At 73.0% G+C, this 20,935-nt stretch carries 20 protein-coding genes; 9 read left to right on the forward strand and 11 right to left on the reverse strand.

Features of this window, described 5'->3' with window-relative positions:
* Positions 1 to 176: 176 nt before the first annotated feature.
* Positions 177 to 923, forward strand: a complete 747-nt coding sequence (recO, locus tag ABZX96_RS11010) for a DNA repair protein RecO (protein WP_355541393.1) — start codon at positions 177 to 179, stop codon at positions 921 to 923.
* Between the two features lie 70 nt (positions 924 to 993).
* Entirely contained in the window at positions 994 to 1,812 is an 819-nt protein-coding gene (locus ABZX96_RS11015) for an isoprenyl transferase (protein ID WP_355541396.1), read from the forward strand.
* A gap of 120 nt (positions 1,813 to 1,932) precedes the next feature.
* Here the strand turns inward: ABZX96_RS11015 and ABZX96_RS11020 are convergent, their stop codons facing one another.
* The 4 genes from ABZX96_RS11020 to ABZX96_RS11035 all read right to left on the reverse strand — a co-directional run bounded on the left by ABZX96_RS11020 (position 1,933) and on the right by ABZX96_RS11035 (position 5,252).
* A complete protein-coding gene (locus tag ABZX96_RS11020; protein ID WP_355541399.1) occupies positions 1,933 to 2,358 on the reverse strand; it encodes a Fur family transcriptional regulator in 426 nt (141 codons plus the stop codon).
* A gap of 215 nt (positions 2,359 to 2,573) precedes the next feature.
* A complete protein-coding gene (locus ABZX96_RS11025; protein ID WP_355541402.1) occupies positions 2,574 to 3,467 on the reverse strand; it encodes a metal ABC transporter permease in 894 nt (297 codons plus the stop codon).
* A gap of 1 nt (position 3,468) precedes the next feature.
* Complete coding sequence (locus ABZX96_RS11030; RefSeq protein WP_355541405.1) at positions 3,469 to 4,251, reverse strand: metal ABC transporter ATP-binding protein; 783 nt, start codon at positions 4,249 to 4,251, stop codon at positions 3,469 to 3,471.
* 14 nt (positions 4,252 to 4,265) lie between these two features.
* The gene (locus tag ABZX96_RS11035) at positions 4,266 to 5,252 is read right to left on the reverse strand and encodes a metal ABC transporter substrate-binding protein (RefSeq protein WP_355541408.1); all 987 of its coding nucleotides are present in this window, start codon (positions 5,250 to 5,252) and stop codon (positions 4,266 to 4,268) included.
* 154 nt (positions 5,253 to 5,406) lie between these two features.
* On the opposite strand from ABZX96_RS11035, the gene ABZX96_RS11040 reads away from it, so the two are divergent.
* Complete coding sequence (locus ABZX96_RS11040; RefSeq protein WP_355541411.1) at positions 5,407 to 6,789, forward strand: glycine--tRNA ligase; 1,383 nt, start codon at positions 5,407 to 5,409, stop codon at positions 6,787 to 6,789.
* A 188-nt stretch (positions 6,790 to 6,977) separates the two neighbouring features.
* On the opposite strand, the gene ABZX96_RS11045 is transcribed toward ABZX96_RS11040, so the two are convergent.
* Positions 6,978 to 7,544 (reverse strand): hypothetical protein, encoded by a 567-nt coding sequence (locus tag ABZX96_RS11045; protein ID WP_355541414.1) that lies wholly within the window; start codon positions 7,542 to 7,544, stop codon positions 6,978 to 6,980.
* A 186-nt stretch (positions 7,545 to 7,730) separates the two neighbouring features.
* On the opposite strand from ABZX96_RS11045, the gene ABZX96_RS11050 reads away from it, so the two are divergent.
* Both ABZX96_RS11050 and ABZX96_RS11055 read left to right on the forward strand, forming a co-directional pair.
* Positions 7,731 to 8,984 carry a sensor histidine kinase gene (locus ABZX96_RS11050; RefSeq protein ID WP_355541416.1) on the forward strand — a complete coding sequence of 418 codons (1,254 nt, stop codon included), beginning with the start codon at positions 7,731 to 7,733 and terminating at the stop codon, positions 8,982 to 8,984.
* An 8-nt stretch (positions 8,985 to 8,992) separates the two neighbouring features.
* On the forward strand, positions 8,993 to 9,628 hold the full coding sequence (locus ABZX96_RS11055; RefSeq protein WP_355541811.1) for a response regulator transcription factor: 636 nt from the start codon (positions 8,993 to 8,995) through the stop codon (positions 9,626 to 9,628).
* A gap of 103 nt (positions 9,629 to 9,731) precedes the next feature.
* Here ABZX96_RS11055 and ABZX96_RS11060 read toward each other — a convergent pair whose 3' ends face one another.
* The 4 genes from ABZX96_RS11060 to ABZX96_RS11075 all read right to left on the reverse strand — a co-directional run bounded on the left by ABZX96_RS11060 (position 9,732) and on the right by ABZX96_RS11075 (position 13,198).
* On the reverse strand, positions 9,732 to 10,313 hold the full coding sequence (locus tag ABZX96_RS11060; RefSeq protein WP_355541419.1) for a TetR family transcriptional regulator: 582 nt from the start codon (positions 10,311 to 10,313) through the stop codon (positions 9,732 to 9,734).
* Positions 10,314 to 10,397: 84 nt separating this feature from the next.
* Positions 10,398 to 11,405, reverse strand: coding sequence for an aldo/keto reductase (locus tag ABZX96_RS11065; protein WP_355541422.1), 1,008 nt, complete (start codon positions 11,403 to 11,405; stop codon positions 10,398 to 10,400).
* A 262-nt stretch (positions 11,406 to 11,667) separates the two neighbouring features.
* Positions 11,668 to 12,369 (reverse strand): GAF and ANTAR domain-containing protein, encoded by a 702-nt coding sequence (locus ABZX96_RS11070; protein WP_355541425.1) that lies wholly within the window; start codon positions 12,367 to 12,369, stop codon positions 11,668 to 11,670.
* A 106-nt stretch (positions 12,370 to 12,475) separates the two neighbouring features.
* Positions 12,476 to 13,198 carry a response regulator transcription factor gene (locus ABZX96_RS11075; RefSeq protein WP_355541428.1) on the reverse strand — a complete coding sequence of 241 codons (723 nt, stop codon included), beginning with the start codon at positions 13,196 to 13,198 and terminating at the stop codon, positions 12,476 to 12,478.
* 307 nt (positions 13,199 to 13,505) lie between these two features.
* Here ABZX96_RS11075 and ABZX96_RS11080 point away from each other — a divergent pair, with 307 nt between their 5' ends.
* The 3 genes from ABZX96_RS11080 to ABZX96_RS11090 are packed head-to-tail and all read left to right on the forward strand — an operon-like array spanning position 13,506 to position 16,442.
* Positions 13,506 to 13,799 (forward strand): circadian clock KaiB family protein, encoded by a 294-nt coding sequence (locus tag ABZX96_RS11080; RefSeq protein ID WP_355541431.1) that lies wholly within the window; start codon positions 13,506 to 13,508, stop codon positions 13,797 to 13,799.
* A 2-nt stretch (positions 13,800 to 13,801) separates the two neighbouring features.
* The gene (gene kaiC, locus ABZX96_RS11085; protein ID WP_355541434.1) at positions 13,802 to 15,343 is read left to right on the forward strand and encodes a circadian clock protein KaiC; all 1,542 of its coding nucleotides are present in this window, start codon (positions 13,802 to 13,804) and stop codon (positions 15,341 to 15,343) included.
* Positions 15,336 to 16,442, forward strand: coding sequence for an ATP-binding protein (locus ABZX96_RS11090; protein ID WP_355541437.1), 1,107 nt, complete (start codon positions 15,336 to 15,338; stop codon positions 16,440 to 16,442). Before kaiC ends, ABZX96_RS11090 begins: the two co-directional genes overlap by 8 nt.
* A gap of 75 nt (positions 16,443 to 16,517) precedes the next feature.
* Here the strand turns inward: ABZX96_RS11090 and ABZX96_RS11095 are convergent, their stop codons facing one another.
* The gene (locus ABZX96_RS11095) at positions 16,518 to 17,999 is read right to left on the reverse strand and encodes an MFS transporter (protein WP_355541440.1); all 1,482 of its coding nucleotides are present in this window, start codon (positions 17,997 to 17,999) and stop codon (positions 16,518 to 16,520) included.
* 102 nt (positions 18,000 to 18,101) lie between these two features.
* Here ABZX96_RS11095 and ABZX96_RS11100 point away from each other — a divergent pair, with 102 nt between their 5' ends.
* Complete coding sequence (locus tag ABZX96_RS11100; protein WP_355541443.1) at positions 18,102 to 19,073, forward strand: helix-turn-helix transcriptional regulator; 972 nt, start codon at positions 18,102 to 18,104, stop codon at positions 19,071 to 19,073.
* A 208-nt stretch (positions 19,074 to 19,281) separates the two neighbouring features.
* Here ABZX96_RS11100 and ABZX96_RS11105 read toward each other — a convergent pair whose 3' ends face one another.
* On the reverse strand, positions 19,282 to 20,739 hold the full coding sequence (locus ABZX96_RS11105; RefSeq protein ID WP_355541446.1) for an MFS transporter: 1,458 nt from the start codon (positions 20,737 to 20,739) through the stop codon (positions 19,282 to 19,284).
* Positions 20,740 to 20,935 lie beyond the last annotated feature (196 nt).

Below are 20,935 nucleotides of genomic sequence, written 5' to 3' on the forward strand. Positions count from 1 at the left end.
TCCGCCGGGGGGCCCCGGGGGTACCCCCCCCCCCGGCCCCCGCCCGCGTTCCCGGGAGCCCGCGCGGGGCTCCCGGAGCGCGAGGCCCGTACGGAATCCCGGAGCGGCCCGACCCGACGCGCGGGAAACCGCCCGCCCCGGGCCGGGTTCGCTCGCGCATACGGGAGAATGGGGCCATGAGTCTGTTCCGCGACGACGGCATCGTGCTGCGCACCCAGAAGCTGGGCGAGGCGGACCGGATCATCACCTTCCTCACGCGCGGCCACGGCCGGGTGCGCGCGGTGGCGCGCGGGGTGCGGCGGACGAAGTCCAAGTTCGGGGCGCGGCTGGAGCCGTTCTCCCACGTCGACGTGCAGTTCTTCGCGCGGGGCGGGGAGCTGGTCGGGCGCGGGCTGCCGCTGTGCACGCAGAGTGAGACGATCGCGGCCTACGGTGGCGGCATCGTGCGGGACTACGCCCGGTACACCGCCGGCACGGCCATGCTGGAGACCGCCGAGCGGTTCACCGACCACGAGGGCGAGCCCGCCGTGCAGCAGTACCTGCTGCTGGTGGGCGGGCTGCGGACCCTGGCGCGCGGCGAGCACGCGCCGCACCTGGTGCTGGACGCGTTCCTGCTGCGCTCGCTCGCGGTGAACGGTTACGCGCCCAGCTTCGACGACTGCGCGAAGTGCGGCCTCCCCGGGCCCAACCGTTTCTTCTCCGTCGGATCGGGCGGCGTGGTGTGCGGTGACTGCCGCGTCCCCGGAAGCGTCGTACCCTCCTCCGAGGCGATCGGACTGCTGAGCGCGCTGCTCACCGGCGACTGGGCGACCGCGGATGCCTGCGAGCCCCGGCACGTACGGGAGGGCAACGGGCTCGTGGCGGCCTATCTGCACTGGCATCTGGAGCGCGGCCTGCGCTCGCTGCGGTACGTGGAGCAGTGACGGCGGCGGGCCACTGCCACCGGCGACAACCATCACAGAACAGAACAGGCACAGAGGAGACGTGGGGCGCATGGCACGACGCGGGTTTCTGGGGCGCAACCGACGCGAGTACGAGACGCCCGAACCGCACCCTTCCGGCGCGCGTCCGCCGAAGATCCCGGGCGAACTGATCCCGAACCACGTCGCGATCGTCATGGACGGCAACGGCCGGTGGGCCAAGCAGCGCGGCCTGCCGCGCACCGAGGGGCACAAGGTCGGCGAGGGCGTCGTCATGGACGTGCTCAAGGGCTGCATCGAAATGGGCGTCAAGAACCTGTCGCTCTACGCCTTTTCCACCGAGAACTGGAAGCGTTCGCCGGAAGAGGTGCGCTTCCTGATGAACTTCAACCGGGACGTCATCCGGCGCCGCCGCGACGAAATGGACGCGCTGGGCATTCGCATCCGCTGGGTCGGCCGGATGCCCAAGCTGTGGAAGTCCGTGGTGCAGGAACTCCAGATCGCGCAGGAGCAGACCACCGAGAACGACGCCATGACGCTGTATTTCTGCGTCAATTACGGCGGCCGGGCCGAGATCGCGGACGCGGCGGCGGCGATCGCCGCGGACGTGCGGGCCGGGAAGCTGGACCCGGCGAAGGTGACCGAGAAGACGGTCGCGAAGTACATGTACTACCCGGACATGCCGGACGTGGACCTGTTCGTGCGGCCGTCGGGCGAGCAGCGCACGTCGAATTACCTGATCTGGCAGAGCGCGTACGCGGAGATGGTGTTCCAGGACATTCTCTGGCCGGACTTCGACCGGCGGAACCTGTGGGACGCCTGCCTGGAATACGCCCAGCGCGACCGCCGCTTCGGCGCGGCTCCGGCGGGCGACCCGGCGGTGGCGCAGTAGACGAAACGGGTGGCGGTTTCCCCCGCACGTGAGTCGTGTACGGGAAACCGCCACCCGGACGGAAATCGGTACCGAAAAGGAAATCGAAACGGGACGGAAATCAGGGCGCGCCCCGTCTCGTCACGACGACTCCGCGGCCTTCGCGCAGTCGCCGCAGGTGCCGAAGATCTCGATGGTGTGCGCGACGTCCTGGAAGCCGTGCTCGGCGGCGATCTGGTCGGCCCACTTCTCCACGGCCGGGCCCTCCACCTCGACGGCCTTGCCGCACGTCCGGCACACCAGATGGTGGTGGTGGTCCTCGGTGCTGCACCGGCGGTAGACGGCCTCGCCCTCGGTGGTCCGCAGCACATCGACCTCGCCGGCGTCGGCCAGGGACTGCAAGGTCCGGTAGACGGTGGTCAGCCCCACCGAGTCCCCCCGGTGTTTGAGCATGTCGTGCAGTTCCTGCGCGCTGCGGAACTCGTCCACCTCGTCGAGTGCCGCAGCCACGGCGGCCCGCTGCCGCGTCGACCGGCCGCGCACCGGAGATCCCGCGCTCGTCGCCACCGTTGCCTCCCTAGGAATTCGGGATGTCCCCCTGCCCATGCGTCCGGCCATTGTGCCAGGAAATGACCGGAACCCGGGTGGGCCGCTTACCACTCCCGTCACATTCGGCGCGATGGTCACGGTTGTCCGGCTGCCGACGGTGCGGTGGCCCGGCCCGCCCGGACGCCGGGCGGGCCCCGGGTCTCCCCGCGCGCCGGGTGGCGTCCGGGGCCCCGTCAGACGCCGACGTCGTCCATGGCGGCGCGGCTGCCGGGGACCTCCAGGGTGCACCGGTCGGGGGCCGCGGCGGCGCTCTTCGCCCGTTTTCTCGCCAGCGGCGCGGCGAGCAGGGACATCAGGGCGAAGACCGCGATGGCCAGCAGCACGATGCTGGCGCCCGGCGGCACGTCCGCGTAGAAGGACACGACCGTGCCGGAGAGGGTGACGAGCACGCCGATGCCGATGGCGAGGGCGAGCGTCATCGCGAACCCGCGGGTGGCCTGCTGCGCCGCCGCGACCGGCACCACCAGCAGCGCGCTGACCAGCAGCAGCCCCACCGCGCGCATCGCGACGGTGACGGTGACCGCGGCGGTGACCGCGAGCAGCAGGTTCAGGGCGCGCACCGGCAGGCCGGTGACCCGGGCGAACTCCTCGTCCTGGCAGACGGCGAACAACTGGCGGCGCAGCCCGAGGGTGATCGCGATGACGAACGCGGCCAGGACGGCCGTGGTCACCACGTCCTCGGTGGAGACGCTGTTGAGCGACCCGAAGAGGTAGCTGCTCAGGTTGGCGGTGGAGCCGCCGGGCGCCAGGTTGATGATCATCACGCCGCCCGCCATGCCGCCGTAGAAGAGCATGGCGAGCGCGATGTCGCCGCGCGCCTTCCCGTAGGAACGGACGAGTTCCATGATCACGGCGCCGAGCGCGGCGACCAGAACGGCCATCCACACCCGCGACGTCTGGAGCAGGAAGCCCAGGGCGACGCCGGTGAGGGCGACGTGGCCGATGCCGTCGCCCATGATCGCCTGGCGGCGCTGCACCAGGTAGATGCCGACGGCGGGGGCGGCGACGCCGACCAGGAGGGCGGCCAGCAGCGCCCGCTGCATGAAGGCGTAGTTCAAGATGTCCATGTCAGGTCAGCAGTCCTGTCCGGACCGGCCCTGCGGCCTGGTCGGCGTGCGGGTGGACGTGGTCGTGGCCGGGGAGGGCATGCTGCCCGACGGCCTCGGGGGGCGGGCCGTCGTGCGTCACGCAGCCGTCGCGGAGCACCACCGCCCGGTCGATCAGCGGCTCCAGCGGGCCCAGCTCGTGCAGCACCAGTAGGACGGTCGCACCGGCCGCCACCTGGGCCCGCAGCGTGTCGGCCAGCACTTCCTGGCTGGCCAGGTCCACGCCGGCCATCGGCTCGTCCATGATCAGGAGTTCCGGGGAGGAGGCCAGCGCGCGGGCGATCAGCACCCGCTGGTGCTGGCCGCCGGAGAGCGCGTCCACCGCGTCCCGGGCCCGGTCGGCCATGCCGACCAGCTCCAGCGCCCGGTGGACCGCCGCGCGGTCCGCCCGCCCCGGCCACTTCAGCTTCGTGCGGGAGAGCAGCCCGGAGGCGACGATCTCGCGGACCGTCGCGGGCACCCCGCCGGCGGCGGTGGTGCGCTGCGGCACGTACCCGACGCGGTGCCAGTCCTTGAAGCGCCGCCGCGGCGTGCCGAACAGCTCCAGCTCACCGGCGGTCAGCGGGACCTGGCCGACGATCGAGCGGACGGCGGTGGACTTGCCGGAGCCGTTGGCCCCCAGCAGGGCCACCACTTCACCGCGGCGCACCTCCAGGTCCACCCCGCGCAGGACCGGGCGCGAGCCGAGGGCCGCGCGCGCCCCGCGCAGGGATATGACGGGTTCGGCGCCGTTGTGCGTATTCATGGTGGGTCCTTCCGTCACTTGGCGCCGAGCGCCTTCCGCAGGGCCGCGAGGTTGGACTCCATGACCTTGAGGTAGTCCGTCCCCTTGGAGTCGTCGGTGATCCCCTCGATCGGGTCCAGCACGTCCGTCTTGACGCCGATGTCCTTGGCGAGCGTCTTCGCCGTCGCCGGGCTGGTGAGCGTCTCGAAGAAGACGGTGCTGACGTGGTGGTCCTTGGCCAGCTTCTGGAGTTCCTTGACGCGGCTGCCGCTGACGTCGCCGGACTCGGGGTCCAGGCCGCTGATGGCCTCCTCGACCAGCCCGTAGCGCTCGGCGAGGTAGCCGAAGGCGGCGTGGGTGGTGATGAAGGTGTCCGAGGACTTGTTCTTCAGGCCGTCGCGGAACGTGGCGTCGAGGCCGTCGAGCTTCTTGACCAGGGCGTCGGTGTTCTTGGTGTAGTCGGCCTTGTGGCCGGGGTCCGCGTCGGCGAACGCCTTGCCCACGCCCTTGGCGACCTGAGCGAAACGGACGGGATCCAGCCAGATGTGCGGGTCGTTGCCGCCGGCTTCGTGGTCATGGCCGTGCTCGTCGTGCCCGGCTTCGTGGGCGTCCCCGGAGCCGTGGGCGTGGCCGTCCACCTCGTCGCCGTGCTTCTCCAGCGTCGTCAGGGAGGCGGCGTCCACGGTGTGGCGGACGCCGGACTGCTCCACGACGCCGTCCACGGCGGGCTGCAGGCCCTTGAGGTAGACGATCACGTCGGACTCGCCGAGGTCGGCGGTCTGCCGGGGGCTCAGCTCCAGGTCGTGCGGCTCGGTGCCGGGGGAGGTCAGGGTGGTGACGGCGACGTGGTTCCCGCCGATCTCCTTCGCCAGGAACTCCATTGGGTAGAACGACGCCGTCACCCGGAGCCTGCCGTCGTTCTTGCCGTCCGCCGCGTCGGTCGAGCAGGCGGACAGGACGGGGACGGCCAGGACGCTGAGCGCGGCGAGCGCCGCGGCGGGGAGGTGACGTCGTACGTTCATGACACTCATTTTCAACAAAACTGGAAACGATTGTCAATTAATCTGATGAGTGAGCTGCGCGACGAAGGGCGCGCCGATACCGATTTGGCCCGGGGGGTACGGCCGCCGGTAACCTGAGTCATTCGCTGTTCGTCGTCGTAATGAAGAGAGCACCGTGGCCGCCGACAAGATCGACACCATCGTCAGCCTGAGCAAGCGCCGTGGCTTTGTATACCCGTGCAGTGAGATCTACGGCGGCCAGCGGGCCGCCTGGGATTACGGCCCGCTCGGCGTCGAGCTCAAGGAGAACATCAAGCGCCAGTGGTGGCGCGCCATGGTCACCTCGCGTGACGACGTCGTGGGCATCGACTCGTCGGTGATCCTGGCCCCCGAGGTCTGGGTGGCCTCCGGTCACGTCGCCACCTTCACCGACCCGCTCACCGAGTGCACCTCCTGCCACAAGCGCTTCCGCGCGGACCACCTGGAAGAGGCGTACGAGGCCAAGCACGGCCGCCTGCCCGAGAACGGCCTCGCCGACGTCAACTGCCCCAACTGCGGCAACAAGGGCCAGTTCACCGAGCCGAAGCAGTTCTCCGGCCTGCTCTCCACGCACCTCGGCCCGACGCAGGACACCGGCTCCGTCGCGTACCTGCGCCCGGAGACCGCGCAGGGCATCTTCACCAACTTCGCGCAGGTGCAGCAGACCTCCCGCAAGAAGCCGCCGTTCGGCATCGCCCAGATGGGCAAGTCCTTCCGGAACGAGATCACTCCGGGCAACTTCATCTTCCGCACCCGCGAGTTCGAGCAGATGGAGATGGAGTTCTTCGTCAAGCCGGGCGAGGACGAGCAGTGGCAGGAGTACTGGATGGAGCAGCGGTGGAACTGGTACCGCGACCTCGGCATCCGCGAGGAGAACATCCGCTGGTACGAGCACCCCGCCGAGAAGCTCTCGCACTACTCCAAGCGCACCGCGGACATCGAGTACCGCTTCCAGTTCGGCGGCTCCGAGTGGGGTGAGCTGGAGGGCGTCGCCAACCGCACGGACTACGACCTGTCCTCGCACGCCAAGGCGTCCGGCCAGGACCTGTCGTACTTCGACCAGGAGGCCGGCGAGCGCTGGACCCCCTACGTCATCGAGCCCGCGGCCGGTGTCGGCCGGGCGATGCTCGCCTTCATGCTCGACGCGTACGTCGAGGACGAGGCGCCCAACGCCAAGGGCAAGATGGAGAAGCGCACCGTCATGCGCCTTGACCCGCGCCTGGCGCCGGTCAAGGTCGCCGTCCTGCCGCTGTCCCGCAACCCGCAGCTCTCGCCGAAGGCCAAGGGCCTGGCGGCGGACCTGCGCAAGTTCTGGAACATCGAGTTCGACGACGCGGGCGCCATCGGCCGCCGCTACCGCCGCCAGGACGAGATCGGCACGCCGTTCTGCGTCACCGTCGACTTCGACACGCTGGACGACAACGCGGTCACCGTCCGCGAGCGCGACACGATGAAGCAGGAGCGCGTCTCGCTGGACCAGATCCAGTCGTACCTGGGCGGGCGACTGCTGGGCTGCTGAGGTCGTAGGGGGCTTGTCACGGGCCCTCGGACGGCTTGATCGCCGGTCGGCTCCGGGTTTTCCGGGGGCGGCCGGCGATCGGCGTTTCTCGGGGGCGATCGGTTTTCGGGGCGGTTGTTCTTCGTGGTTGTTCTTCGGCCTGTCGGCTTCTTCCGGGCCCGTCGGCTTCTTTCGGGTGGGCGCGTGCCTCATCCTCGTCCGGCGCACGACGCCCTCCGCGTGGCCAGCACCGCGCACAGGGCCGCCAGCGGGAGTTCGGCGCCCGCCGCCATCGCCAGCGCGGCCAGCAGCTCCGCCCCCGGCCCGGACGTCGCCACGTCCACGCACGCGTCGGCGGCCAGCAGCGCGGCGGCCACGCCGGCGGTGGCCCGGTGGCCCGGACGGCCGGTGGTGAGCCGGACGCCGGCCGTCAGCAGGCAGAGGGCCTCCAGGGAGTCCAGGGCCACCCACAGCGCCGCCTCCGCGGGCGGCAGCGTCCCGGCGAGGTAGCCCATCCACGGCAGCAGGGCCAGCCCGGCGAGCGTCAGCAGCCGCCCGTACCAGCGGTGGCGGGCCGTAGGGCCGGAGCAGGGGGCCCCGGCCGTCGCGTGCCACGTCCCGTGCGTCTCGCGCGCCGCCGTGGCCTCCGCGTGCCGGGTCCCGTCCGTCGCGCGCCGCGCTCCGGGCGTCGGGTGCCCCGCGCCGCGCGTCGCAGGCCATCCGGCGAGGCGCGAGCGGTGCGGCCGGGTCGGGGGGACGAGCGCGATGAGGGCCATCTCGGGGGTCTCTTCCGTGTCGGAGCGCGGTCGGTGGCCCCGGTGATCGGGGCACACCCCACACTTCCGTGCGCGGCGGCCCCGGTCCTCAACGCTGTTTTCACACTTGGGGTGGTACTGGTTTCACCATCGGAGCGGAGGCCAGGCGCATGGTGGCGCCCGACGGGCGGTGCCTACGGTGGGATCATGAACCTGCCACCCTGGGTGCGACCTGCCCTGACGCGGCTCCGGCGCGAGCTGCCCCGGCTGCGGCGCCCCCTGCTCCGGCTCCGCCGCGACCTGCTCTTCCTCGCCTCGGGGCTGCCGCTGCACGCCGTCACCGCCGCGCTGTTCTTCTGGGTGTACACGCTGCTGCTGGACGTCCTGGGGCCGGGCACGGAAGCGGCGACGCTGACGCTGCCGATCCCGGTGACCCTGCTCGTCGTCGCCGGGTACGGGCTGACCGAGGCGCAGCGGTGGAGGTTCCGGACGTGGTGCGGGGCGGACCTGCCGCGGCAGGGGCGCAGGAACGCGAAGCGGCAGTTCGGGTACCACTGGCTGATCGGCCCGCTGTTCGGCGTGCTGGAGGCCCTGGTCCTGGCGCTTTTGGCGGCCGGGCTGGTCGCGGGAACCTGTCTGCTGTGGATCTGGACGCTGGGCTGGGAGTGGCGGGTCAGCCATCACGGCTACTCCACGCAGGCCGCCTACATCAGCCTCGCGGGCCTGGCGGTGCTGGCGGTGGTGCCCGCGCTGGCCGCCGGGGTGACCCGGCTGGAGCTGCTGGTCGGCCGCGCGGTCCTGGGCGTGAGCCGGTCCGAGCAACTGCTGCGCCGCGTGGAGGACTTGACGGAGAGCCGGGCCGGTGCGGTGGACGCGGCGGACGCCGAGCGCCGCCGCATCGAGCGCGACCTGCACGACGGCGCCCAGCAGCGCCTGGTGGCCCTCGCGCTGAATCTGGGCCTCGCCAAGGCCACGCTCACGGACCTGCCGCCCGAGGCCAGGCAGGTCATCGACGAGGCGCACCGGGAGGCCAAGGAGGCGATCGAGGAACTCGGCAACCTGGTGCGCGGCCTGCACCCGGCGGTCCTGGACGAACTCGGCCTGGACGCCGCGCTGTCCGGCCTCGCCGCCCGCGCCCCGCTGCCCGTGCGCCTGCGGACGGACCTGCCCGAGCGGGCCACGCCGGCCGTGGAGGGGGTGGCCTACTTCGTCGTCTCCGAGGCGCTGAACAACGTGGCCAAGTACGCGGACGCCACCCGGGCCGACGTCACGGTGACGCGGCTGGGGGAGATACTGCGGGTGGTGATCGCCGACGACGGTGTGGGCGGCGCCGACCCGGCCGGGGGGAGCGGGCTCAAGGGGCTCGCGCAGCGGGTGCGCTCCGTGGACGGGGCCTTCCGGATCAGCAGCCCCGTGGGGGGCCCGACCATCGTGACTGTGGAGCTGCCGTGCACGCCGTGAAGCGCGCTGTGATCGCCGAGGATTCCGTCCTGCTCAGGGTCGGCCTGGTCAAGGTGCTGGAGACGGCCGGGTTCGCGGTCGTGGCCGAGGTGGGCGACGCGGAGGAGCTGCTGGCGGCGGTCGAGGAGCACCGGCCGGACCTGGCGGTGGTGGACGTGCGGATGCCGCCCGGCTTCACGGACGAAGGGGTGCGGGCCGCGCTCGTCATCCGGCGGCGGTGGCCCGGCACCGCGCTCCTGATGCTCTCCCAGTACGTGGAGGAGCGGTACGCCGCCGAACTGATCGCCACCAGCACCGAGGGCATCGGCTACCTCCTCAAGCAGCGGGTGGCGGACGTCGAGGAGTTCATCGAGGCGCTGCACCGGGTCGCGGACGGCGGCACCGCGCTGGACCCGCAGGTCGTCGCGCAGCTCCTGGTGCGGCGTGCCAGCGATCCGCTGGAGCGGCTGACCGGGCGCGAGCGCGAGGTGCTGGCCCTGATGGCGGAGGGCCGCTCCAACGCGGGGATCGCCGAGCGGCTGGTGGTGAGCGAGAGCGCGGTGGCCAAGCACATCAACAACATCCTGGCCAAGCTGGACCTGCCCCGGGCGGACGCCGACCACCGGCGGGTGCTGGCGGTGCTGCGGTTCCTGGGGGTGGGGTAGGGGAACGTCCGGAGGGTGGCGGCTGCTCCGTTCCCGTCCTCGTACGGGTGACCGTCCCGCCCGAACCCCGGCCCGTCTCCGTGGGACGGACGCGGGCCGCCCCTCAGGCGCGCAGCCCCCGCAGGATCAGCGCCCGTACCGACGCGAAGACGGCGTCCGTCTCCGGGCGGGACCACTCCGCGGCGTGGCACGGGTCGTGGAAGGCGGCCGTGGCCTCGAAGACCGCGCGGGCGCAGGCGGCGGGGTCGGGGGCGGCGAACGCGCCCTGCGCCACGCCGTCCCCGACGATCGTGGTGAGCTGGGCCGTCAGGTCGGCGATGTGGCGCTCCACGACGCCGCCGGTCTCGCCGATCAGCGTGGTGTACGTCGCGAACAGTTCGGGGTCGTCGCCCGCCTTGCGGCGCTTGGCCGCGAACAGGGCGCACAGCCAGCGGTCCAGCCGGTCCGCGGCCGGGCCGTCCTCGGCGGCGATGGACCGCAGCGCGTCCAGCGTCCGGTCCAGCCAGCGTGCCGTGACCGCCTCGCGCAGCGCCGTCTTCGTGCGGAAGTGCCGGTAGACGCTGCCGTGGCTCACCCCCAGGGCGCGGGCCACGTCGACGACGGTGGCCTTGGCCGGGCCGTAGCGGCGCAGCACGTCCTCGGTCGCTTCGAGGATGCGCTCGGGGGTGAGGGGGGCGGACGACATGGCGCGAGGGGGGCCTTTCGGGTCGGGTACGGCGCCGTCGGGGCGGGGCGCTCTGTAGGGACGGTACCCGGGCGTCCCGGCCGGTCAGCGCTCGCTGTCCAGAAGGGCCATCTGCTCCTCGTCGTACCGCGCGCCCGCGGCGGCGCCCGGCGGCACCGCGTGCTCGATGGCGGCCAGGTCGGCGGCGTCCAGCCGGACGTCCAGGGCGCCCAGCGACTCGGCCAGCCGGTTCCGGCTGCGGGCGCCGATCAGCGGGACGATGTCCTCGCCCCGGGAGAGCACCCACGCGATGGCGATCTGGGCGACCGTGGCGCCCTTCCGGTCGGCCACCGCGCGCAGGGCGTCCACCAGGTCGAGGTTGCGCCCGAGGTTGCCGCCCTGGAAGCGGGGGCTCATGCCGCGGAAGTCGCCGGGTTCGAAGGCGTGGTCGCGGGCCAGGTGGCCGCCGAGCAGGCCGCGGGAGAGGACGCCGTACGCGGTGACGCCGATGCCCAGCTCGCGGCAGGTGGGCAGGATCTTGTCCTCGATGCCGCGGGAGAGCAGGGAGTACTCGATCTGGAGGTCGGCGATCGGCGCCACCGACGCGGCCCGGCGCACGGTGTCCGCCCCCACCTCCGACAGGCCGATGTGGCGGACGTGGCCGGCCTGCACGGCCTCGGCGATGGCGCCGACGGTCTCCTCGATGGGGACGTCCGGGTCGACGCGGGCGATCCGGTAGATGTCGATGTGGTCGGTGCCCAGCCGCTGGAGCGAGTAGGCCAGGAAATTGCGGACGGCGGCGGGGCGGCCGTCGACTCCGATGAAGGCGCCCTCGACGGAGCGCAGCGCGCCGAACTTCACGCTGGTCAGGGCCCGTTCACGGGCGGCGGCGGGGGCGGTGCGCAGCGCCTCGTTGACGAGCAGTTCGTTGTGGCCCATGCCGTAGAAGTCGCCGGTGTCCAGCAGGGTGACGCCGGCGTCGAGCGCGGCGTGCACGGTGGCGATCGACTCGGCGCGGTCGGTGGTGCCGTACAGGGCGGACATGCCCATGCAGCCGAGGCCGAGGGGGAAGACGCGGGGGCCGTCGGTGCCGAGCGTGCGGAAGGCGGGCATGAGGGGTCTCCTCCGGTCGGTGGTCACGGCCGGGGAGCCGGCCGCCCCTCTACTGTCACCTACCGACTGACAGATTTCAATAACTGTCACTCGATGACAAGGGGAGAGAGACGCGGGTCACAGCAGCGCGGGCAGGAGGAAGCAGCCGGCCCGGCGCGGACCGGCCGTCACCTCTGTCACACCCACCGGAACGGTGGCGCCAAGCGGCCCCCCCCGCCGGGGCGGGCGGGGATCGTGACGGTCCGGGCGGGGGGGCGCCGGGTCAGGGACTGTGGCGGGTGCGCACGACCTCTCGCGCCGTGTCGTGGAGCTTTGCCTGATGGTCGCGTGCGTGCTGACGCAGGTGGTCGAACGCCTCGTCGACGGAGACCTGACGCACGGCGGAGATCACGCCCTTCGCCTGCTCGATGACCACCCGGCTGGCCAGCGCCTGCCGCAACTGCCCGACCAGCCGCCTCATTTCGCCGAGGGAGGCGGAGTGCGCCAGATAGGCGGTGGCCATGTCGTTCAGCAACCGGACCGCCGTCAGATCGTGGGACGGCCAGGGGCGGGCGGCCGTGTCATAGAGATCGACGGTCCCCAGCACCCGGTCGCCGGCGCGCAGCGGCACGCTGGCGAGGGCCACCACGCCCAACCCGCGCGCCACCTCCTCGTACGCGGTCCAGCGCCCGGAGGCCCTGGTCAGGTCGACCACCACCACCGGGCTCACGGACCGCAGCGCGTCGGCGCACGGGCTGACGCTCAGGCGCTCCTGCGCTTCGCCGAGCGCGGTGGCCGCCCCGTCCAGGGCGTCGGCGAGCCGAGGACGGTCGTCCACCAGCAGGGACACGCCCGCACTGCGCAGCCCCAAGGTGCTCGCGCCGCACCGGGCCAGCTCGTGCAGCACGTCGCCGACCGGGGGGAGCGCGGCCAGCGTGGTGGCGAACCGCGACGTCTCCGCGAACAGCACATCCTTGTCGGCCATCGGCCGGACGCCCCTTTCCTTTCCTTCACCACGTACGGCGTACCGATGCCTACGGTAGGAGCGGTGACGAGGGGCGCTGAACCCGTGGATGGGCCGTTCGCACCCCTCAGATGGGCCGAGTGCGGGTGCGCGGGTCCCGGGTGTCCGGACGGTCTCCGGGGACGGGGTCCAGCAGCCCTTCCCGGATCGCCGTGACGACCGTTTCGAGCTGGCTGTGCGCGTTCAGCTTGTGCATGACGCTCTTGATGTGGCCGCGGGCCGTGTGCGGGCTGATGACCAGGCGTTCGGCGATGGCCTTGGGGCCCAGTCCCTCCCCGAGCAGCCGCAGCACCTCCAGTTCCCGCGCGGTGCAGCGGTCCCGGCCCCGCCGGGCAGGGGAACGCACCGGCCGCTCGGCACCGGGCGGGCGCGGCTCGTCCCCCGGCACCTCGGCCAGTGCCACGAGCGTGCCGCCCGCGACCAGCAACGGCCCGGTGGCCGGGGCGCGGATCGCGGCGAGGATGTCCGGGAGCGCGCTGTCCTTCGTCAGGAACCCCGCGGCACCGGCCGCCGCCGCGGCGGCGAGCAGCCGGGGACGGGGGTCCCCGGTCAGGATCAGCACGCGCAGCGCCGGGGCGGCCCTCTTGAGCAGCGAGGTCCCCGCGATGCCGTCGGTGCCGGGCAGGTGGACGTCCATCAGGACGACGTCGGTGCCCGTCCGCGCCAGGGGCAGTGCCTGCTCGACCGTGTCCACGGCGCCCACGCACTCCAGGTCGGGCTGGGCGCCGATGGCCAGTTCCAGCGCGTCGGCCAGCGTCCGCTGGTCCTCGACCACGAGCACCCTGGTCATCGTCGACCCCTGCCGTGTCTGCGGTGGTCCTCTGCCGTGTCCGCGGTGGTCCCCGCCGCACCGGGAACGGGCCCGGTCCCGGAGCGACGATCCGCCCGGGGCCGAGGTGGTCCCCGCCGCACCGGGAACGGACGTCTTCGAGCCTAGGCCCGGCCGTCGGCCCGGCGCTCCTGTTGGGCCGAAGACGGCCACCGCTCTGGTTTCGGGCCGAAGACGGCCGCCGCTCTGGCGACCGGTTTCCGGGCGGAGGACAGTGGAGGCAGGGGCGGGCGGCGTACGGGGATCGCGAGGGGAGGTGTGCCCTCAAGTGACCACGTACTCCTTCGTTCTCTACGTCGCGGGACAGACCCAGCGTTCTCATGAGGCGCTGGAGAACCTGCGGGCGCTGTGCGAGGCCCGTCTACGGGGGTACTACGAATTGACCGTCGTCGATGCCGTCGAACGGCCCGAGCTGGCGGAGCGGTGGCGCATTCTCGCCACGCCCACCGTGGTCCGGTTGCGCCCCGTGCCCCAGCGGAGGGTGATCGGAGATCTGTCGGACCAGCGCCGCGCCGCCCTCGCCCTGGGCCTGCCCAATCCGGACGAGTTTGGAGGCGCGTGACCATGGCCGCCGGTGACGACACGCTCGCGCGGGTGCCCACCAGCATCAACGGCTTCGACCGGGTGGCGCTGGGCGGCCTGCCCAAGGGCCGGTGCACTTTGGTGACGGGTACGGCGGGCAGCGGGAAGACGCTGTTCGCCGTGGAGTTCCTGGCCCGGGGGCGGCAGCGGTTCGGCGACCCGGGGGTGTTCGTCACGTTCGAGGAGCCGCCCGCCGACATCCGGCGGAACGCCGCCTCGCTCGGCTTCGACATCGCGGCCTGGGAAGCCGAGGGCGCCTGGGCGTTCGTGGACGCGTCCGCCGACATCACCGAGGAGGGGCCGACGGTCGGCACCTACGACTTCGGCGCGCTGGTGGCGCGGATCACCCACGCGGTGCGCAGCACCAGGGCCACCCGGGTGTCCCTGGACTCCCTGGGCGCGATCTTCACCCGGTTTCCCGACAAGGCGGTCGTCCGGCACGAACTGTTCCGGATCGCCACCACGTTGGAGAACCTCGGTGTCACCTCCGTCCTGACCGCCGAGCGGACGGACGAGTACGGCGGCATATCGCGGTACGACGTCGAGGAGTTCGTGCTGAACAACGTCATCGTCCTGCGGAACGGGCTGCACCGCGAACGCCGCCGCCGGACCGTGGAGATCGTCAAGCTCCGGGGGGCGCCGCACCGCACCGGGGAGTGGCTGTTCACCATCGACCCGCGGGACGGCATCGTCGTCATCCCCCTCGCGTTCCTCCCCTTCGACAAGGGGTCGGTGCGGCGCGACCGGGTCTCCTGCGGGATCCCGGAACTGGACGACATGTGCGGCGGGGGCTTCTTCCGGGACGCGGTGGTCCTGCTCTCCGGCCCCACCGGCGTCGGCAAGACGCTGACGGCGCTCAGCTTCATGATCGCGGGCGTCGACGCGGGCGAACGCTGCCTGCTCTACACCTTCGACGAGACCGAGGAGCAACTGCGGCGCAGCATCGCGGGCTGGGGCGTGGACCTGGCGCAGATGGACGCCACGGGGCTGCTGAACGTGGTGTCCGAGTACCCGGAGACCTCCTCCCTGGAGGACCACTTCATCCGCATCCGGCGATCGGTCGACGAGTTCCGGCCGCAGCGACTGGTCATCGACACCCTGTCCGCGCTGGAGCGCATCGCCACCCCGCGGGCGCTGCTCGACTTCGTCATCGCCCTGGGCGCGGTGCTGCGCCCGCAGGGCGTCACCACGCTCCTCACGGCGCTGCCCGGCCAGCTGTATCCGGGGCCGGGCAGCCCGTCGATCGCCGGGCAGGTCGCGAGCCTGACGGACGTCGCCATCCTGCTGCGCTACATCGAGTCGCCGGGCCACGTCGGGCGCGCCGTCACCGTGCTCCAGACCCGCGGCTCGGCCCACGACCACCGGGTCCGCGCGGTCACCATCGACCACACCGGCCTGCACGTGGGCGCTCCCCTGCGGGGGGTGTCCAACATCCTGGCCGGTTACGGGAGCCCGCTGATGGACACCAGGCCGTGGCCCGCCGGCACGGCCGAGGGCACCCCGCAAACGGAACCGCATGAATGACGCCGTCGCCCCGGGCCCCCGCTCCCCGTCACCCGGAGAGCGGGAGCCCGGCGGGCCGGGCCACGACGACATCGTGCGGGCGGTCCTGGCGGCGTCGGCGGACGGCATCGTGGCCGTCGACGAGCGGGGCGTCATCCGCTACTGCAACCCGGCCGCGACCGAGCTGTTCGGCCGCCCGGTCGACGAACTGACCGGCAGTGACCTCGGCTCGCCGCTCGCCGTCGGGGAGGCCACCATCGACCTGGTGATGCCCAGGGGCGGCAGCCGCGTCGTGGACATGCGGGTCACCACGACGATGTTCGAAGGCGAGCGGCTGCACGTCGTCGCGCTGCGGGACATCACCCGGCGGCGGCAGGCGGAACGCGAACTGGAGGAGGCGCTGGAGCGGCGCAACGTCGTCGTCGCCGTCGCGGCCCACCAACTGCACAACCCGCTGGCCACCATCGGCCTCCTGGTCGAGGTGCTGCGCGACCGCCGCGCGGCGGCCGGCGCGGCGCGGCGCACCGAGATCCTCGCCCGGATCGCCGAGCGCGTCACCCACCTCCAAGGACTCGTCCGCAAACTCCTCACCGCCTCCCGGATCGACGCCCACGAGGCACGCGGCACCCCCGAGCGCGTCCCCGTCCTGGGGTTCCTCATCGAGCGGCTGGCCGACCTCGGCGAACGGGCGGAGTCCGTCCGCCTGTCCTGCGGGAACGGACCGCGGGCGTATGTCGACCGGGTCGCCTTCTCGGAGATGCTCACGAACTACCTGGAGAACGCCCTGTCCTACGGCCGTCCGCCGGTGGAGGTGCGGGCCGAGGAGAGGGACGGGGAGAGGGCCGAGGCGTGGGGTGAGGAGGGGGACGAGGAGAGCGGTGGGCGCTGGGTGGACATCACGGTGCGCGATCACGGCCCGGGGGTGGACTCCGACTTCGTCCCGCGCCTGTTCGAACGGTTCAGCCGCGCCCCCGCCCACGAGCGGGGGACCGAGGGGGCGGGGCTGGGGCTGTGGATCGTCCGCAACCTGGCCCGCGCCAACGGCGGCGACGCGTGGTACGAGCCGCGGCCGGACGGCGCGTGTTTCCGCCTGCGGCTGCCGGGGGCGGGGAAGGGGTGAGGCCCAAGGGGGCGGGACCGGGGCACGGCTCGCGACCCGCGAGGACCGGCGCCCGGCCGCCGCGCCCCCGCCCCCTCACCGCACCGTGCGCGGCAGCCGCAGCGACAGCACCGTCGTCACGACCACCACGGCAAGCTGCGTCAGCAGGACCGTCACCAGCGCATCCCGCATGTTGAAGGACGGCAGCAGGGAGAGGAAGAGCGTGCCGAGGGTGGCCACGCCCAGGGCCATACCGGACTGCTGGCTGGTGACGAGGACGCCGCCGCCCACCCCGGCCTGCGCGGCGGGCAGTTCGCTCAGGACGAAGCGCATCAGGACGGGCATCACCAGCCCCTGCCCCAGCCCCAGCACCGTCATGCTCGGCGCCAGCCCGGCCATCGACACGCCGGGCCAGCCGGCCTGGACGGTCAGCACCAGCAGGACCAGTCCGGTGCCCTGGATCAGCGACCCCACCGTGACCACCCGCCGCCCGAAGCGGCTCACCAGCCGGGGACCGGCCAGGGACGAGGCGAAGAACGCGGCGCACAGCGGCACCAGCGCCAGCCCCGCCGCCATCGGCCCGTACCGCAGCCCGTCCTGCAAGGCCACCGCCACCACGAACATGAAGCCACCGAAGCCCAGGGTGAACGGCACCACCACCACCAGCCCCCGGCGCACCGAGGGGATGCCCAGCAGCGACGGCGGCACCAGCGGCGTCCGGCCGCTCCGCTCGGCCCGCCGCTCCACGGCCACGAACGCCGCCCCCGCGAACGGGAAGACGGCCAGCAGCAGCCACGACCACAGCGGCCAGCCCGCCGCCCGGCCCTCCGTCAGCGGCAGCAGCAGCGCGACCAGGGTGACCGCCAGCAGCACCGTCCCCGGCCCGTCCACCCGCGCCGGGTGCGGCGAGCGGCTCTCCGGGACGGTGCGCAGCGCCAGCAGCAGCGCGCCCAGCGCGATCGGCACGTTGACCAGGAACACCGAGCGCCAGCCCGTACCGGCGAGGTCCGCCGCGACCAGCAGCCCGCCGAGCACCTGGCCGAGCGCGCTGGCGACCCCGGCCGTGCCGCCGTACAGGCTCAGCGCCCGGGCCCGGCGCTGCCCGCTCGTGGCGGCCTGGATGGTGGCCAGCACCTGCGGCAGCAGCAGCGCCGCCGCGGCGCCCTGGGCCACCCGGGCGGCCACCAGCGTCCAGGCGTCCGGCGCGACGCCGCAGGCGAGCGAGGTGACGCCGAAGGCGGCCAGCCCCCACAGGAACAGCCGGCGCCGCCCCACCATGTCGCCGAGCCGCCCGCCGAGCACGAGCAGCACCGCGTACGCCACGCCGTAGCCCGCGACCACCATTTCCAGCAGCGCGGGACTGGCGTGCAGGTCGCGGCCGATGGTGGGCAGGGCGACGTTGACGATGAAGAAGTCGATCATCGGCAGCGCCGCGCCGAGCAGCACGGTCGCCAGACCGAGGCCGGTCAGTTTGGGGGCGGCGGAGGAGGCGGGCGGTGTGGCGGGGGAGGGGGTGGAGGAACGGGAGGGGGACGGGGGTGCGGACGGGATCGGTGTCGGTATGCGGGTTTCGCTCACGGTGACGACGATCCCGGCTCGCGTAAGGGGGTACCAGAGTGTCCTTATCCTGGTACCCGGGCTACCTGGCAACCGGCTGACGCCTGCGGCAAGCTGGTGTTCATGACCGTGCCCTCGACCATGACCCCGGGCGCCACCCGGCCGCGGACCCCGGCCGCAACGGCCCGCCCCACCGCTCCGCCCGCCGCCCCCACCCGCCCGGAACACGGATCGGCGCGCGGCGAGGCGGAACTGCGGCGGGCCGAGCTGGCCGCCTTCCTGCGCAGCCGGCGCGAGCGGACCATGCCCGAACAGGTCGGGCTGCCGCGCGGCCGGCGCCGCCGTACGCCGGGCCTGCGCCGGGAGGAGGTCGCGCAGCTCGCGACGGTCGGGGTCACCTGGTACACGTGGCTGGAGCAGGGCAGGGACATCCACGTCTCGCCCCAGGTGCTGAGCTCCATCGCACGGGCCCTGATGCTGGACCGCGCCGAACGGAACCACCTCTTCGCGCTCGCCGGCGCCGCCGACCCCGAACCGGACCGGAGCTGCACCGGCCTGCCGGAGGGCACGCTCCAGCTCCTCGACCAGCTCGGACCCTACCCGGCGGTGATCCAGAACACCCGGTTCGACCTCCTCGCCTACAACCGTTCCTACGGGCGGCTGCTGTGCGACCTGGACGCGGTCCCCCCGGAGGAACGCAACTGCCTGTGGCTGGCGTTCACCCATCCCGACTGGCGCGCCGCGATCACCGACTGGGACGAGACGGTGCGCCTGCTGGTCGCCAGGTTCCGCGCCTCGACGGCCGGGAACGTCAGCGAACCGGCCGCGAAGGCGCTGGTGGCCCGGCTGGCGGAGGTCTCCGAGGACTTCCGGCGGATCTGGGCGCGGCACGAGGTGGTGCAGCCGACGAGCAAGTGCAAACTCTTCCACCAGGCCGACGTGGGCCTGCTGCGGGTGGCCACCACCTCCCTGTGGACCGGTCCGCAGTTCGGCCCGCGCATGATCGCCTACACCCCGATGGACGAGGAGACGCGCGTCCGGCTGGACCGGCTGCACGCGCTGGCGATGGGGGAGGGGCAGAGCGCCGGGGGGTGAGGGGGCCGGGGAGCCGTCGCGTCCGTCGTCAGCCGCTCACCCGAGGGTGAGAAGGGCGGCCGGGGGCGGGTCAGCCGCTCATCCGACGGCAGGACGGGGTGACGACCACCGGGGACGCGGAGCCGCTCACCCGAGGGCAGGACGGGCGGTCGGAGGCGGTAGGGGCGGTCAGCCGCTCACCCGACGGCCGAGGCGGCGAGGCTCCCGCTCACGCCCCCGCACGCAGCGTCGGCTGCGCCGGTCCGGCGTCCGCCGGTTCGCCCAGCAGGGCGGCCGTGCGCTGCGCGGTCTGCTTGGCCCACCGGCCGCTCGTCAGCGCGCCGAGGACGAGGACGGCCAGCCCGCAGCCGGTGATCACCCACCAGGCGGGGCGGCTCGCCTGCACGAAGGCGTCCGGCCCGGTCCGCGCGCCGCTGGCCAGCACCGCGCCGATCACCGCGACGCCGAGCGACTGGCCCACCTGCCGACTGGTGGACGCGACCGCGGCGGCCACGCCCGCCTGCGCCCGCGGCATCCCGGAGACGGCGGTGTTGGTGATGGGCGCGTTGACGAGCCCGAAGCCGATGCCGAAGACGACGTACCCGAGGAAGAGCAGGGCGGTGCTCGACTCGGCCTTGAAGGCCGCGAACAGCAGCCCGCTCACGCTCAGCCCCGCGCCCGCCAGCAGCAGCGGCAGCCGCGGGCCGGTGGCGCCGACCAGGCGCCCCGAAAGCGGCGCGCAGATCAGCGTCATCGAGGCCATGGGCAGCATGTAGAGCCCGGCGTGCAGCGCGGAGAGCCCCCGCACGTTCTGGAGGTAGAGCGTGTTGACGAAGAGGAAGCCGCCCAGCGCGGCGAACGCGCAGACCGCTATCACGGTGGCTCCGCTGAACGGCGCGCTGCGGAAGAACCGCAGGTCGATGAGGGGTTCCCGGCGCCTGCGCTCGTACCAGACCAGACCGGCGAGCGAGAGGACGGCGAGCCCGGCGCACCCCAGGATCGCGGGCGAGTCCCAGCCGGAGCCGGGCGCCTCGATGATCGCGTACGTGAGGGAGCCGAGCAGCAGGATGATCAGCGCCTGCCCGACCGGGTCCATCCGGCGGGGCTTGGGGGCGCGCGACTCCGGCACGTACCTCAGGGTCAGGAACAGGGCGACCGCGCCGATGGGGACGTTGAGCCAGAAGATCGAGCGCCAGTCCACGGCCTGCACCAGGAGGCCGCCGACGATGGGCCCGGCCGCCATGCTGATGCCCACCACGCCGCCCCACACCCCGATCGCGCGGGCCCGCTCGCGGGGCTCGGTGAAGGTGTTGGTGATGATCGACATCGCCACCGGGTTGAGCATCGACCCGCCGACGGCCTGCACCATCCGGAAGACCACCAGCCACTCCAGGCTCGGCGCGAGGCTGCACAGCAGCGAGCCGAGGGAGAAGACGACCAGTCCGGTCGTGAAGACCCGGCGCCGCCCGAGCCGGTCGGCGGTGGAACCGGCCAGCATCAGCAAGGACGCCAGGACGAGGGTGTAGGCGTCGATCGTCCACTGCATCCCGGACACGGAAGCGCCCAGGTCACGCTGCATGGAGGGCAGCGCGACGTTCAGGACGGTGTTGTCGAGGCTGACGATCAGCAGGCTCATGCAGCAGATCGCCAGGACGAGCCACCGCCTCTGTCGAGTCGGCTCAGGCATAGGTGAACCGTACAACGATTTCGCCTGGTGAGCGCCGCGAGGGGCCTGCGGGCGACGGGTGGTCCGGGTCCGGGTGGCCGGGCGCGTCTTCGCCCGGGCGGCCGGATGCCGCGCGGGCTCGTCGTCCGAAGGCGTCCGGACTTCCCGCAGACCCCTCGTCCGAAGGCGGCCGAACCCCGCCCCACCCCCCTCCCAC

This window comes from Streptomyces sp. NPDC003077, from assembly GCF_040611095.1.
In the GTDB taxonomy this organism is placed as follows: domain Bacteria; phylum Actinomycetota; class Actinomycetes; order Streptomycetales; family Streptomycetaceae; genus Streptomyces.

Excerpts from the sequence above, each read along its gene's own strand:
- ABZX96_RS11035 (WP_355541408.1), bottom strand. The coding sequence starts at position 5,252 with ATGAACGTACGACGTCACCTCCCCGCCGCGGCGCTCGCCGCGCTCAGC.
- kaiC (WP_355541434.1), top strand. The coding sequence starts at position 13,802 with ATGGCCGCCGGTGACGACACGCTCGCGCGGGTGCCCACCAGCATCAAC.
- ABZX96_RS11025 (WP_355541402.1), bottom strand. The coding sequence starts at position 3,467 with ATGGACATCTTGAACTACGCCTTCATGCAGCGGGCGCTGCTGGCCGCC.
- ABZX96_RS11050 (WP_355541416.1), top strand. The coding sequence starts at position 7,731 with ATGAACCTGCCACCCTGGGTGCGACCTGCCCTGACGCGGCTCCGGCGC.
- ABZX96_RS11090 (WP_355541437.1), top strand. The coding sequence starts at position 15,336 with ATGAATGACGCCGTCGCCCCGGGCCCCCGCTCCCCGTCACCCGGAGAG.
- recO (WP_355541393.1), top strand. The coding sequence starts at position 177 with ATGAGTCTGTTCCGCGACGACGGCATCGTGCTGCGCACCCAGAAGCTG.
- ABZX96_RS11100 (WP_355541443.1), top strand. The coding sequence starts at position 18,102 with ATGACCGTGCCCTCGACCATGACCCCGGGCGCCACCCGGCCGCGGACC.
- ABZX96_RS11105 (WP_355541446.1), bottom strand. The coding sequence starts at position 20,739 with ATGCCTGAGCCGACTCGACAGAGGCGGTGGCTCGTCCTGGCGATCTGC.
- ABZX96_RS11060 (WP_355541419.1), bottom strand. The coding sequence starts at position 10,313 with ATGTCGTCCGCCCCCCTCACCCCCGAGCGCATCCTCGAAGCGACCGAG.
- ABZX96_RS11030 (WP_355541405.1), bottom strand. The coding sequence starts at position 4,251 with ATGAATACGCACAACGGCGCCGAACCCGTCATATCCCTGCGCGGGGCG.
- ABZX96_RS11065 (WP_355541422.1), bottom strand. The coding sequence starts at position 11,405 with ATGCCCGCCTTCCGCACGCTCGGCACCGACGGCCCCCGCGTCTTCCCC.
- ABZX96_RS11045 (WP_355541414.1), bottom strand. The coding sequence starts at position 7,544 with ATGGCCCTCATCGCGCTCGTCCCCCCGACCCGGCCGCACCGCTCGCGC.
- ABZX96_RS11070 (WP_355541425.1), bottom strand. The coding sequence starts at position 12,369 with ATGGCCGACAAGGATGTGCTGTTCGCGGAGACGTCGCGGTTCGCCACC.
- ABZX96_RS11075 (WP_355541428.1), bottom strand. The coding sequence starts at position 13,198 with ATGACCAGGGTGCTCGTGGTCGAGGACCAGCGGACGCTGGCCGACGCG.
- ABZX96_RS11015 (WP_355541396.1), top strand. The coding sequence starts at position 994 with ATGGCACGACGCGGGTTTCTGGGGCGCAACCGACGCGAGTACGAGACG.